Here is a 12,846-nt window from a genome sequence, read left to right as displayed (position 1 = left end):
CCGTACGGCCTGCCCGCCCAGAGGCCGGCCCGCCCCGCCGGACGAGAGGTCTCAGCAGGGACCGCCGAGCAGATCGGTCAGAGCGCGGTCGAGATCCAGGAACCGGTGTTCGTCGCCGACGGGCACCATTTCCTGCGCCCGCTCCAGAAAACGGCGCAACTCCGCCGTGCGGACGTGCACCATCGCGATTCCCTCGGCGGCATGGAACTCCAGGACCGTACGCTCGTAGCCGAACGGCCTGACGCGTACGTCCCCGACACCGGCCGCCCCGTCCATCCCCGCCGCCAGCAGCTCACGCGAGAACTCCCAGGCGACCTCGGTGCCCTCCAGGGTCGCCGGGGCCGGAAACGCCATGCGTACGGCGAACGGATCCTTCGGGTCGTAGTGCAGAGTGGCGGGAAGAGTCTCCATCCGCGGTGCGGATGCGACCATGCGGGCCTGCACGGACTGCTCGATAACTGTGGACAAGACCTGCTCCCTTTCTCGGCCAGATGAACGGTTCCCGGCACTGATACAGACGAGGGAAGTCCCTCATCCGTGCACCGGAAGGTGGCGTGAGCTGTATCACCGCCCGCCGCCGCGCCCGGCGCCCGGCCGCTTCACGGCGGCGCGCCCTGGACTGGGCGCAACGCGTGGGCTAGCTTCCAGCGCCATGAGGGTCAAGGGGAAGACGAGACGACTGATGTCATGGGGGCTCTGTGCGGCGGCGCTGACCGCGGCACTGGCCACACCGGCAGCCGCGGCGACACCGTGGGAACACCAACGGCCCGGCGAACGACCGGCCTGGACGCTCACCGACACCGGAACGGACGCCCGCTTCCGCGGCCTCGCCGCCGTCAGCCGGCGCACCGCCTGGGTCGCGGGCACCGGGGGGACGGTGCTGCGCACCTCTGACGGAGGCAGGCACTGGCGCGATGTGTCACCGCCCGGCGCGGCCCGGGAGGCGCTGGAGTTCCGCGACATCGAAGCGTTCGACGGCAGACGTGCGGTGGCCCTGGCCATCGGGGAGGGCGAGGCCTCCCGGGTGTTCCGCACGGACGACGGGGGAGCGACCTGGACGGAGTCGTTCCGCAACACCGACGCGCGCGCCTTCTACGACTGCCTCACCTTCTTCGACAGCCGGCACGGACTGGCGATGAGCGATCCCGTGGACGGCAAGTACCGGATCCTGTCCACCTCGGACGGCGGCCGGAACTGGCGGGTGCTGCCCGACACGGGCATGCCGCGGGCCCAGCCCGGTGAGGCGGGATTCGCCGCAAGCGGCCAGTGCCTGGTCTCGTCGGGCCCCCGGGACGTCTGGCTCGCCACCGGAGGCGCCGCCACCGCACGGGTGCTGCACTCCGCCGACCGCGGGCTGACCTGGACCGCGACCGAATCGGCCATCCCCGCCGGCGATCCGGCCCGCGGCGTCTTCGGACTCGCCTTCCGAGACCGCCACCACGGCCTCGCGGTCGGCGGCGACTACCGTGCCGGAGAGCCGTCGCCGAACGCCGCGGCCACGACGGGCAACGCGGGCCGCACCTGGCAACAGGCCGCCACCCCGCCCAGCGCCTACCGCTCGGGCGTCGCCTGGCTGCCGCACAGCAGGTCCGGCGCCCTGGCGGTCGGTCCGACCGGCACCGACCTCACGACGGACGGCGGCCGCACCTGGCGCACGGTCGACACCGGCTCGTACGACACCGTCGACTGCACCCCGGACGGCGGCTGCTGGGCCGCGGGAGAGAAGGGCCGCGTGGCACACGCGGGACAGCGTCCGGCCCGGTAACCGGCCACCACGAGTCCGCACGGTTCCCCGCTGCCCGCCCGCACCGTCGGGCAGCGGGGCGGCCTGCCCACAGCTTCGGCCGGGGTCCGGCCTCAGGCAAGGAGCCGGCACAGCCGGGCGGCTTGCCGCTCGGCCGTTCCCGGCGGGTTGCGGGGATGGCGAGGGTCGTCGAAGGACAGCAGGAACAACCAGACGAGCGCCAGCAGCCTGCGGCATTCCGGCAGCCGCGCGCGTTCGGCGGCGGTCAGGTCGAACCGATCGAGGAACGCCGCCACATCGAGGGGCGGGCCGATCCAGCCGGACACGTGCTCCGTGATCTCCGCCAGCTCGAAGGGCCGGTCGCTGAGGCCGGAGTCCTCGAAGTCGACGACCCGCACACGAGCGCCGTCCCACAGATAGTTGGCGAGGTTGCCGTCCCCCGGACCGAAGACCACCGGGACGTCCGGCCGACCGGCCCGGTCCATGCCCGAGCGGGACAGCCAGGCAAGGCCGCGGTCCATGGCCTCGCCCACCTCGCCGCCGACTCGCGGGCGAGTCCGCGGTACCCAGGCGTGGATCCGGGCGACGAGCCGCTGTTGCCGGCCGGGCCGGACGGGGACCTCGGACAGGACGTCGAGCGGCACGGCCGCGTACAGCTCGTCCGCGGCCGCTGCCAGAGCCGCCAGCCGCCGGTCGTCGAGCGGCTGTCCGCGCAGCGGCTCGCCCGGCACGCGGGACATCACCACCACCGGTTCCTCCGCTGCGAGATCCACGCTGTGCGGGACGGGGGCCAAGTCCGGTGCGTACGCGGCGAGAAGCCTCAGCGCGCGCCACTCCCGCTCGCACTCTCCGTGACTGTCACGCCGGAACGTCTTGATCACGCGGTCGGACCGGAGATCGACGGCGTGCGTACTCCACGGCACGGAAGCCCACCCTGTTCCGAGTGCCCGCTATCCGGGCAACTGCTGGCGGTGCGGGGCGAGTTCGTCCGAGGTCTTCGTCGCGATGAACTCGGTGATGCGGTACGCGCACACGCCCCGGACCGAGAAGGGGTCCTCCGAAACGATCCTCTCGATCCGCGCACGATCGTCCCCGACGGCCAGGATCACCCCGCCGTCGCGCGGGTTCTTGCGGCCCGACGCGATGAACACCCCCGCCGCGTACTGCGCGTCCAGCCAGACGACATGGTCCGGGAGCAGTTCGTCGACGCGCTCGACGGGGGCGGTGTAGGTCAGTTCGAGTACAAACATGATCGCCAGGCTACGGGTACGGCCGGGCCCGGCGGACCCCCGGGCCCGGCCCGTGGGCAGCACTTAGACTCGGCCGCACCATGACAAACCTTCCGATGCCCGCCGACGAGGCCGAAGCCCGAGCCGTCCAGGACACCCTGCGTTCCCGGGTGGTGCTCGACGAACCCGGCCCACCGCCCGGGACCGGGCGGGTCACGGGGGTGGACGTTGCCTACGACGACGAGCGCGATGTCGTCGTCGCGGCGGCGGTCGTCCTGGACGGGGCGACGTTCGAAGTGGTCGCCGAGACCACCGCCGTCGGCCGGATCACCTTCCCGTACATCCCCGGCCTCCTCGCCTTCCGGGAGATCCCGACCGTGCTGGCCGCGCTCGAATCCCTGCCGGTCGACCCCGGACTGGTGATCTGCGACGGATACGGCCGGGCACACCCGCGCCGCTTCGGACTCGCCAGCCATCTCGGGGTGCTCACCGGCCTCCCGGTGATCGGCGTCGCCAAGAACCCGTTCACCTTCTCGTACGAGCAACCGGGCCCCCGTCGCGGCGACTGGTCCCCGCTGCTCGACGGCCAGGAGGAGGTGGGCCGGGCGCTGCGTACCCAGGACGGCGTGAAGCCCGTCTTCGTGTCGGTCGGTCACCGCACCGGCCTGGACAACGCCTGCGCCCACACCCTGCTGCTGGCCCGCGACTTCCGTCAGCCGGAGACCACCCGCAGGGCCGACTCGCTCTGCCGGAAGACGCTGCGGGAGGCGACCGCCTGAGTACGCGGCGCGCGTGAGTACGCGTACGGATTCCGTTTGCCGATCATCACCGGCAAGCTTGTACGCATGAACGAACATCGAACGTCCACACGACCCGGCACCGTCTATCTCGCTCAGCGCCGGGTCGCGATAGGGATGACACTCGGGATGATCGCGGGAGTGGCCTGGGCCGTCTCGATGATCTGCACGCTGGTTTCCTGGGCGCTCTGAGCCCGCAGCGCACGGCCGCCCTCTCCCCGCCTGCCCGGCGGTCCGCGGCTACTTGTGCTGATCCGGCCCCTGGGCGTTGAGCAGCGCGCGCCAGGTTCCCTCGTCCCCGATCCCCGTCGCCGGCAGATTCCTGGACTCCTGGAACTCCTTGAGCGACCGCATGGTCGAGAGGGTGTACGTACCGGTGCTGTCGGTCGGCACTCCGGCGTGGTGCAGCAGGTACTGCACCGCCGTGATGGCGTCGGGCTTCGTGGTGCGCGAGTCGACCGTGACGATCAGCAGCGGCCAGGTGTCCTTCCCGACCTTGCCGTCCGGGGTCAGACCATGTGCCGCCTGGAACTGCTTAACGGCCTCCGCCGTGGCCGGACCGAAGTCGGCGTCGACCTTCACGTCGAAGCCGTTGGCCCGCAGCAGCGACTGCACGGTACGTGCCTTCCAGAGCACATTGCCCTTGCGGGCCAGTGGCCAGTCCGTGCCTTCCGACGGCCGGTCCGACACGTGCGCCGTGGCCTTGGCATCGCTCTGTCCGGTGGCCGGCGCCAGCCACCACGCGAAGCCGCCGAGCACGAGCAGGAGGAGCGAGGCGACGGCAAGGGTCGGGTATGTGACGGGGGAGCGGTCCCACCAACGGGCCGTCGCCCCGTGCCCGTCGGCCGGTCCGGCGGGCACGGATGCCGGTCCGGGCGCGGCCGTGGCCGCCGGGCGCTTGCGGGACGGGGCCGCCCCCGCCGCCGCGTCGGCCAGGGCGCACGCCCGGGCCAGGTCGTCGGCGGGAGCCCGCAGCGCCGAGTGCAGCTGCTCGACGATCCTGCGCGGTGCGTTGGAGGCGTGGGCGGGATTCAGATAGCGCGACAGGGTGGTCTGGTCGACACCCAGCCGCTTGGCGAGGGACTGCTGAGTGGGTTTCTCGCGGCCGTCGCGGGCCGACGACTCCCACCAGTTCCTCAGCAACTCGGCGAGCGCTCGCCCGGGCTGCTCGTCACGGCCCGCCACAGTGTTGTCCGTCATGGTTCTTCCCCGACTCTCTGTGTGCATAGCCGCAGGTCAACGCCGCGCATCGGGAACGTGCCCAGGCGCGTCGACCCGCGGGACGCAGATCGTAGTGAAAGCCCCGTTCCGTACCGGACGGCCGAGGAGCGGCCGACCCGTCGGCCCTGCGGACCCGCCCCGCTCCCACCCCCTGCCAGGGGTGCTCCTGCCTGCGCATACGCGGCGGAGCGGGGAGACCCGGGCCGCGCATCGGACGTCACCCGTACGAGTGCGCCTCGCCCGGACCGGGGTCACCACAGGGACGAGCCACCTGCCCGCCCGGGACGCCCGCCGCTCAGCGGGCCGACGCGACCCGGAAGCGCAGCCCGGCCGAGCGGAGCCGCTCCAGCAGCGCGTCCCCCATCGCGGCGGCCGTGGTGACCTGACCCGAGGTCGGCGGGAGTTCGTCCAGGGCGAGGCAGAGCGCGGACTCGGCGAGCATCTTCGCCGTCTCGTCGTAGCCGGGGTCACCGCCCGAGACCTCGGTGAAGACCCGGTGCCCGCCGCCCTCGCCGACGAAGCGCACGGTGAACCAGCTGCGCCGGCGGCGCTCCGCGTCCGGCCCCTTGCCCGGCTCGTACCGGTCCATCAGCCAGGACCGGGCCGCCGGGAGCTGAGCGGCACCCAGCAGGGCGCCGACCGCGGCCGTGCCGCCGAGCGCCACGGGCAGATGGCGTACCGAGGCGAAGTGGCGGTAGCGGAAGTCGGGGCCGTACCGGGCCAGCACCCGGGCCGAGCGTTCGACGACCTGCGGGTCCAGGGTCGGCAGCGGGAGCGCCCAGGTGCCGGTCTCCGTGCTGAAGTGCGGGGTGCCGAGCAGTGCGCGGGCACGGCGGGCGACCAGCCGCGGTTCGTGCAGCCGGCGTTCCCGGGCGGCGCTCAGCATCCGGGGCCCGCGGCCCATCGCGGTGAGCGCCGAGGCGAACGTACCGCCGGAGAAGACGGCGTTGCTGCGTACGAAGCCGTCGACGGTCAGGGGGACGTCCCGCGGCAGCTGCTGGACGGTGAAGTACACCCCGAGGTCGTGCGGTACGGAGTCGAAACCGCAGGCGTGCACGATCCTGGCCCCGGTCTCGCGGGCCCGCGCGTCGTGCTCCAGGTACATCCGGTCCACGAACTCCGCCTCACCGGTGAGGTCCGCGTAGTCCGTCCCCGCCTCGGCGCAGGCCGCGACCAGCTTCTCGCCGTACCAGACATAGGGGCCCACCGTCGTGGCCACCACATGGGCGGACTCGGCCAGTTCGCGCAGCGAGTGCTCGTCCCCGGCGTCGGCGTGCAGCAGCGGGAGCTCCGCGCAGCGCGGGTCGATCGCGGCGAGACGTTCGCGCAGGCGCTCCAGCTTGGCCCGGTCGCGTCCGGCCACGGCCCAGCGGCAGCCGGAAGGTGCGTGGGCGGCGAGATATTCCGCGGTGAGGGCGCCCACGAAGCCGGTGGCGCCGAAGAGGATTACGTCAAAGGGGCGTTGTGCCCCGTTCTGCCTGTTCATGCGTGCCTCCGCGGGGCCGGCGCCGATGTGGCAGGCAGAGGTTAGCGGAGGGGGTCGTGGCGGTGTGCGGCCGGGCGGCCCCCATGGGGGAGGATCCCGGGGGAAGAACTAAGCGCTTGCTCGGCCAAAGGGGTTGTGCGGAGCGCGGCGCGTTCTTAGCATCATCGCTGTTACATCAGTTGTGTCATACCGCTGGGGGCTCGATGGCAACGACAGAGCACGGCTCGCACGGCCCGCTGTCAGGGGTGCGGGTGGTCGAACTGGCAGGCATCGGACCCGGCCCCTTCGCCGCGATGCTCCTGGCCGACCTCGGCGCCGACGTCGTCAGGGTCGACCGGCCCGGCGGTGCGGGGCTGGGCATCGACCCCGCGTACGACCTCACCAACCGCAACAAACGCTCCGTGCTCGTCGACCTCAAGGCCGAGGACGGAGCTGCCCGGGTGCTCGATCTGGTCGAGCGCGCCGACATCCTGATCGAGGGCTACCGGCCGGGCGTCGCCGAACGCCTCGGCGTCGGCCCCGCCGCCGCGCTGGCCCGCAATCCGCGGCTCGTCTACGGCCGGATGACCGGCTGGGGCCAGGACGGCCCGCTCGCCGAGCGGGCCGGCCACGACGTCGCCTACATCGCGCTCACCGGCACCCTCTCCATGATCGGCAAGCCCGGCGAGCCGCCCACCGTCCCGGCCAATCTCGTCGGCGACTACGCGGGCGGCTCGCTCTATCTCGTCGTCGGTGTGCTCGCCGCCCTCCAGCACGCCCGCACCCCCGGCGGCCGGGGCCAGGTCGTGGACGCGGCGATCGTCGACGGCGCCGCCCATCTCGCCATGATGATCCACGGAATGCTGGCGGCCGGCGGCTGGCAGGACCGGCGCGGCTCCAACCTCCTGGACGGCGGCTGCCCGTTCTACGGCACGTACGAGACCGCCGACGGCCAGTACATGGCGGTCGGGCCGCTGGAACAGCGATTCTACGAGGAATTCGGCAGGCTCCTCGGGATCGGGGACGAAGCCCCGGACCGGAGCGACATCGGCCGCTGGGAGGAGCTGCGCACCGTCGTCGCCGATCGGTTCCGGACCCGGACGCGTGCCGAGTGGACCGAGGTGTTCGAGGGATCGGACGCCTGCGTCGCCCCCGTCCTCTCGCTCCGCGAGGCGCCGCACCACCCGCACCTCGCCGCCCGCTCCACCTTCGTCGACCACGACGGGCTCACCCAGCCGGCGCCCGCACCGCGTTTCTCCGCGACCCCCGTCTCCGTACGCCGCGGACCGGCGCAGCCCGGCGCGGACACCGCGGCGGTCGCCGCCGACTGGGACGTACCCGGCATCACGAGGACCCCTGAGCAGGGTGCCGGCTGATGGTGCGGCTCGACGTGATCCCCGGCGGGCCCGCACCGGACCGGCCCATCCCCACCGTCAAGAACTGGTTCTAGGAGGCACGCAGTGCAGCGGCAGATCTTCACCGAAGAGCACCAGGCGTTCCGCGAGACCGTGCGTACCTTCCTCACCAAGGAGGTCCTCCCGCACTACGAGCAGTGGGAGAAGGACGGCATCGTCTCGCGCGAGGCATGGCTCGCGGCCGGCCGGCAGGGGCTGCTGGGCCTCGCCGTGCCCGAGGAGTACGGCGGCGGCGGCAACACCGACTTCCGCTACAGCGCCGTTCTCGCCGAGGAGTTCACCAGGGCCGGCACTCCCGGCCTCGCGCTCGGGCTGCACAACGACATCATCGGCCCCTACCTCACCGGCCTCGGCACCGACGAGCAGAAGCGGCGCTGGCTGCCCGGATTCTGCAGCGGCGAGACCATCACCGCCATCGCCATGACCGAACCCGGCGCGGGCTCCGACCTCCAGGGCATCCGCACCACCGCCGAGGACAAGGGCGACCACTGGCTGCTCAACGGCTCCAAGACCTTCATCTCCAACGGCATCCTCGCCGACCTGGTGGTCGTGGTCGCCAGGACCACCCCGGAGGGCGGTGCGAAGGGGCTCTCGCTGATCGTCGTCGAACGCGGCGCGGAGGGCTTCGAGCGGGGCCGCAACCTCGACAAGATCGGCCAGAAGTCCCAGGACACCGCGGAACTGTTCTTCAACGACGTCCGCGTGCCCAAGGAGAACCTGCTGGGCGAACGGGACGGCGCCTTCATCCATCTGATGACCAACCTGGCGCAGGAACGGATGGGCATAGCGGTCGCCGGGATCGCCGCGGCGGAACACCTGCTGGAGATCACCACGAAGTACGTCAAGGAGCGCGAGGCCTTCGGAAGGCCGCTCTCCAAGCTCCAGCACATCCGGTTCGAGATCGCAGAGATGGCCACCGAGTGCGCGGTCACCCGCACCTTCATCGACCGCTGCATCGTCGACCACTCCGACGGGACGCTCGACGCCGTGCACGCCTCGATGGCCAAGTGGTGGGCCACCGAACTGCAGAAGCGCGCGGCCGACCGCTGTCTCCAACTCCACGGCGGATACGGCTACATGGCGGAGTATCCGGTCGCCAGGGCATTCACCGACGGCCGCATTCAGACCATCTACGGCGGCACGACCGAGATCATGAAGGAGATCATCGGCCGCTCGCTGCTCGCCTGACCCCGTCGCACAACCACCCCCGAAAGGCTGCTGTCTTGAGTACCGAAGCGTTTGTCTACGACGCGATCCGCACCCCGCGCGGCCGCGGCAAGGCCAATGGCGCCCTGCACGGCACCAAGCCGATCGACCTCGTCGTCGGCCTCATCCACGAACTCCGCAGCCGCTTTCCCGGCCTCGACCCGGCGGCCATCGACGACATCGTCCTCGGGGTGGTCAGCCCGCTCGGCGACCAGGGCTCCGACATCGCCCGGATCGCCGCCATCGCGGCCGGCCTCCCGGACACCGTCGCCGGCGTGCAGGAGAACCGCTTCTGCGCCTCGGGTCTGGAGGCCGTCAACCTGGCCGCCGCCAAGGTCCGCTCGGGCTGGGAGGACCTCGTCCTCGCCGGTGGCGTCGAGTCGATGTCCCGGGTGCCGATGGGCTCCGACGGCGGCGCCTGGGCGATGGACCCGATGACCAACTTCGAGACCGGCTTCGCCCCGCAGGGCGTCGGCGCCGACCTCATCGCCACCATCGAGGGCTTCACCCGCCGGGACGTCGACGAGTTCGCCGCGCTCTCCCAGGAACGCGCCGCCGAAGCGTGGAAGGACGGCCGCTTCGCCCGCTCCGTCGTCCCCGTCAAGGACCGCAACGGCCTCGTCGTGCTCGACCACGACGAGCACATGCGGCCCGGCACCACCGCCGACTCCCTCGCCGCGCTCAAGCCGTCCTTCGCCGCGATCGGCGAGATGGGCGGTTTCGACGCGGTGGCGCTGCAGAAGTACCACTGGGTCGAGAAGATCGACCACGTCCACCACGCGGGCAACTCCTCCGGCATCGTCGACGGCGCCGCGCTCGTCGCGATCGGCAACAAGGAGGTCGGCGAGCGCTACGGACTCACGCCGCGCGCCCGGATCATCTCTGCCGCCGTCTCCGGCTCCGAGCCGACCATCATGCTCACCGGCCCCGCGCCCGCCACCCGCAAGGCCCTCGCCAAGGCCGGGCTGACCATCGACGACATCGACCTCGTCGAGATCAACGAGGCGTTCGCCGGGGTCGTCCTCCGCTTCGCCAGGGACATGGGTCTCTCCCTCGACAAGATCAACGTCAACGGCGGCGCCATCGCGCTCGGCCACCCGCTCGGCGCGACCGGGGCGATGATCCTCGGCACCCTCATCGACGAACTGGAGCGCCGCGACCAGCGCTACGGCCTCGCCACCCTCTGCGTCGGCGGCGGCATGGGCATCGCCACCGTCATCGAGCGTCTCTGACCGTCCCACGGCCATCCGGTAGGGGCCGGCGGCGGGTGGCGAGGCGTCGCGGGGCCGGGGCACGCGCCTCTAGGTGTTGTCGTCAATCACCGACTTCCCCGAGCTCCCGGCTTCGTTCGAGCAGGGCAGACACCATTGCGTTGCCTCGATCCTCCGCCTTGTGATGCACGCACCCCAGCCCCGCTCCTTCACCCACGCCACCCACCGCCGGCCCCTCACTTACGGAGAAGAACAGCAATGACCGAGAGCACGACCATCCGCTGGGAACAGGACGAGACCGGCGTCGTCACCCTCGTACTCGACGACCCGAACCAGTCCGCCAACACGATGAACCAGGCGTTCAAGGACTCCATCGCGGCCGTCGCCGACCGCGCCGAGGCCGAGAAGGATGCCATCCGCGGCATCATCTACACCTCCGCCAAGAAGACCTTCTTCGCGGGCGGCGACCTCAAGGACATGATCAGGATCGGTCCGGAGAACGCCCAGCTGGCCTTCGACACCGGCACCGCCATCAAGAACTCGCTGCGCCGCATCGAGACCCTCGGCATCCCCGTCGTCGCCGCCATCAACGGCGCCGCGCTCGGCGGCGGTTACGAGATCGCGCTCGCCTCGCACCACCGCGTCGCCCTCGACGCCCCCGGCTCCCGGATCGGCCTGCCCGAGGTCACCCTCGGCCTGCTGCCCGCCGGTGGCGGCGTCACCCGCACCGTACGCCTCATGGGCATCGCCGACGCGCTGCTGAAGGTCCTCCTCCAGGGCACCCAGTACACCCCGTCGCGCGCCCTGGAGAACGGCCTGGTCCACGAGGTCGCCGCCACCCGCGAGGAGATGCTCGAAAAGGCCCGCGCCTTCATCGACGCCAACCCCGAGTCCCAGCAGCCCTGGGACGTCAAGGGCTACCGGATTCCCGGCGGCACCCCGTCCAACCCGAAGTTCGCCGCCAACCTGCCGGCCTTCCCGTCCAACCTGAAGAAGCAGCTCGCGGGCGCCCCGATGCCGGCGCCGCGCAACATCCTGGCCGCCGCCGTCGAGGGCTCCCAGGTGGACTTCGAGACCGCGCTGACCATCGAGGCCCGCTACTTCACCGAGCTGGTCACCGGCCAGGTCGCGAAGAACATGATCCAGGCGTTCTTCTTCGACCTCCAGGCCGTCAACTCCGGTGCCAGCCGCCCCAAGGGCATCGAGGAACGCCAGGTCAACAAGGTCGCCGTGCTCGGCGCCGGGATGATGGGCGCCGGCATCGCGTACTCCTGCGCCCGCGCCGGCATCGAGGTCGTCCTCAAGGACGTCTCCACCGAGGCCGCCGCGAAGGGAAAGGCGTACAGCGAGAAGCTGCTCGACAAGGCGCTCTCCCGGGGCCGCACCACCGAGGCCGAGCGCGACGAACTGCTGGCCCGGATCACCCCGACCGGCGACCCGGCCGACCTGGCCGGCTGCGACGCGGTCATCGAGGCCGTCTTCGAGGACACCGCGCTCAAGCACAAGGTGTTCCAGGAGATCCAGGACATCATCGAGCCGGACGCGCTGCTCTGCTCCAACACCTCGACCCTGCCCATCACCGTCCTCGCCGAAGGCGTCTCGCGCCCGGCCGACTTCATCGGGCTGCACTTCTTCTCGCCCGTCGACAAGATGCCGCTGGTCGAGATCATCAAGGGCGAGCGGACCGGCGACGAGGCCCTGGCCCGCGCCTTCGACCTGGTCCGCCGGATCAAGAAGACACCGATCGTCGTCAACGACTCTCGTGGCTTCTTCACCTCGCGCGTCATCGGCCAGTTCATCAACGAGGGCGTCGCCATGGTCGGCGAGGGCGTCGAGCCCGCCTCCGTCGAGCAGGCCGCGGCCCAGTCCGGGTACCCGGCCAAGGTGCTCTCCCTGATGGACGAGCTGACGCTCACCCTGCCCCGCAAGATCCGCAACGAGACCAAGCGGGCCGTCGAAGAGGCCGGCGGAACCTGGCCGGGTCACCCGTCGGACGCGGTCATCGACCGGATGGTCGACGAGTTCGGCCGGACGGGACGCAGCGGCGGCGCGGGCTTCTACGAGTACGACGAGGCCGGCAAGCGCACCCGTCTCTGGCCCGGACTGCGGGAGCACTTCACGAAGCCGGACACCGACATCCCCTTCATCGACATGAAGGAGCGGATGCTGTTCTCCGAGGCGCTGGACAGCGTCCGCTGCCTGGAGGAGAACGTCCTGATCACCGTCGCCGACGCCAACATCGGCTCCATCATGGGCATCGGCTTCCCGCCGTGGACCGGCGGCGTGCTCCAGTACATCAACGGGTACGAGGGCGGCCTGCCCGGCTTCGTCGCCCGCGCCCGGGAACTCGCGGAGCGGTACGGCGACCGCTTCCTGCCGCCCGCGCTGCTCGTGGAGAAGGCGGAGAAGGGCGAGACCTTCCACGACTGACGCACACCCCGCGGGGCGCGGGGGCAACCCCCGGGACCCGCGCCCCCCCCCCCCCCACAACAACCCCCGGGAACCGGGGGCCCCCCCCCCGCGCCCCCACCCCGGGAAAAAGGGGGGCCCCCACAAAA

General features: G+C 71.6%; 12 protein-coding genes. 7 read left to right on the top strand and 5 right to left on the bottom strand.

The window, feature by feature from the left end; translation table 11 throughout:
- Window positions 1–51 precede the first annotated feature (51 nt).
- The gene (locus ACFVH0_RS02290; RefSeq protein WP_385817559.1) at window positions 52–468 is read right to left on the bottom strand and encodes an SsgA family sporulation/cell division regulator; all 417 of its coding nucleotides are present in this window, start codon (window positions 466–468) and stop codon (window positions 52–54) included.
- 184 nt (window positions 469–652) lie between these two features.
- Between ACFVH0_RS02290 and ACFVH0_RS02285 the strand changes: the two genes are divergently transcribed.
- Complete coding sequence (locus tag ACFVH0_RS02285) at window positions 653–1,765, top strand: WD40/YVTN/BNR-like repeat-containing protein (protein ID WP_385817558.1); 1,113 nt, start codon at window positions 653–655, stop codon at window positions 1,763–1,765.
- Window positions 1,766–1,857: 92 nt separating this feature from the next.
- Here ACFVH0_RS02285 and ACFVH0_RS02280 read toward each other — a convergent pair whose 3' ends face one another.
- Window positions 1,858–2,667 carry a phosphotransferase family protein gene (locus ACFVH0_RS02280; RefSeq protein WP_385817557.1) on the bottom strand — a complete coding sequence of 270 codons (810 nt, stop codon included), beginning with the start codon at window positions 2,665–2,667 and terminating at the stop codon, window positions 1,858–1,860.
- A gap of 27 nt (window positions 2,668–2,694) precedes the next feature.
- Complete coding sequence (locus tag ACFVH0_RS02275) at window positions 2,695–2,994, bottom strand: YciI family protein (RefSeq protein WP_385817556.1); 300 nt, start codon at window positions 2,992–2,994, stop codon at window positions 2,695–2,697.
- 80 nt (window positions 2,995–3,074) lie between these two features.
- On the opposite strand from ACFVH0_RS02275, the gene ACFVH0_RS02270 reads away from it, so the two are divergent.
- Both ACFVH0_RS02270 and mmpA read left to right on the top strand, forming a co-directional pair.
- Entirely contained in the window at window positions 3,075–3,752 is a 678-nt protein-coding gene (locus ACFVH0_RS02270; protein WP_385817555.1) for an endonuclease V, read from the top strand.
- A 66-nt stretch (window positions 3,753–3,818) separates the two neighbouring features.
- Entirely contained in the window at window positions 3,819–3,962 is a 144-nt protein-coding gene (gene mmpA, locus ACFVH0_RS02265; RefSeq protein WP_259928398.1) for a morphogenic membrane protein MmpA, read from the top strand.
- Window positions 3,963–4,010: 48 nt separating this feature from the next.
- Here mmpA and ACFVH0_RS02260 read toward each other — a convergent pair whose 3' ends face one another.
- The gene (locus ACFVH0_RS02260; protein ID WP_385817554.1) at window positions 4,011–4,970 is read right to left on the bottom strand and encodes a peptidoglycan-binding protein; all 960 of its coding nucleotides are present in this window, start codon (window positions 4,968–4,970) and stop codon (window positions 4,011–4,013) included.
- Between the two features lie 316 nt (window positions 4,971–5,286).
- Entirely contained in the window at window positions 5,287–6,477 is a 1,191-nt protein-coding gene (locus ACFVH0_RS02255) for a saccharopine dehydrogenase family protein (RefSeq protein WP_385817553.1), read from the bottom strand.
- Window positions 6,478–6,680: 203 nt separating this feature from the next.
- On the opposite strand from ACFVH0_RS02255, the gene ACFVH0_RS02250 reads away from it, so the two are divergent.
- From ACFVH0_RS02250 to ACFVH0_RS02235, 4 genes are all read left to right on the top strand, one after another.
- Window positions 6,681–7,832, top strand: a complete 1,152-nt coding sequence (locus ACFVH0_RS02250) for a CaiB/BaiF CoA transferase family protein (protein WP_385817552.1) — start codon at window positions 6,681–6,683, stop codon at window positions 7,830–7,832.
- A gap of 84 nt (window positions 7,833–7,916) precedes the next feature.
- Window positions 7,917–9,059: an acyl-CoA dehydrogenase family protein gene (locus ACFVH0_RS02245; RefSeq protein ID WP_385817551.1), complete on the top strand. Its 1,143-nt coding sequence runs from the start codon at window positions 7,917–7,919 to the stop codon at window positions 9,057–9,059.
- A gap of 35 nt (window positions 9,060–9,094) precedes the next feature.
- Entirely contained in the window at window positions 9,095–10,309 is a 1,215-nt protein-coding gene (locus tag ACFVH0_RS02240) for an acetyl-CoA C-acetyltransferase (RefSeq protein WP_385817550.1), read from the top strand.
- Between the two features lie 237 nt (window positions 10,310–10,546).
- The gene (locus ACFVH0_RS02235; protein ID WP_385817549.1) at window positions 10,547–12,718 is read left to right on the top strand and encodes a 3-hydroxyacyl-CoA dehydrogenase NAD-binding domain-containing protein; all 2,172 of its coding nucleotides are present in this window, start codon (window positions 10,547–10,549) and stop codon (window positions 12,716–12,718) included.
- The last annotated feature ends 128 nt before the right edge of the window (window positions 12,719–12,846 follow it).

Origin of the sequence: Streptomyces sp. NPDC127117 (genome assembly GCF_042677325.1) — a bacterium.
GTDB lineage: Bacteria > Actinomycetota > Actinomycetes > Streptomycetales > Streptomycetaceae > Streptomyces.
Note: the sequence above shows the minus strand (reverse complement) of the source record. Positions and strands in the feature narration are given on the sequence as shown.

Excerpts from the sequence above, each read along its gene's own strand:
- ACFVH0_RS02285 (WP_385817558.1), top strand. The coding sequence starts at position 653 with ATGAGGGTCAAGGGGAAGACGAGACGACTGATGTCATGGGGGCTCTGT.
- ACFVH0_RS02275 (WP_385817556.1), bottom strand. The coding sequence starts at position 2,994 with ATGTTTGTACTCGAACTGACCTACACCGCCCCCGTCGAGCGCGTCGAC.
- ACFVH0_RS02270 (WP_385817555.1), top strand. The coding sequence starts at position 3,075 with ATGACAAACCTTCCGATGCCCGCCGACGAGGCCGAAGCCCGAGCCGTC.
- mmpA (WP_259928398.1), top strand. The coding sequence starts at position 3,819 with ATGAACGAACATCGAACGTCCACACGACCCGGCACCGTCTATCTCGCT.
- ACFVH0_RS02260 (WP_385817554.1), bottom strand. The coding sequence starts at position 4,970 with ATGACGGACAACACTGTGGCGGGCCGTGACGAGCAGCCCGGGCGAGCG.
- ACFVH0_RS02255 (WP_385817553.1), bottom strand. The coding sequence starts at position 6,477 with ATGAACAGGCAGAACGGGGCACAACGCCCCTTTGACGTAATCCTCTTC.
- ACFVH0_RS02250 (WP_385817552.1), top strand. The coding sequence starts at position 6,681 with ATGGCAACGACAGAGCACGGCTCGCACGGCCCGCTGTCAGGGGTGCGG.
- ACFVH0_RS02235 (WP_385817549.1), top strand. The coding sequence starts at position 10,547 with ATGACCGAGAGCACGACCATCCGCTGGGAACAGGACGAGACCGGCGTC.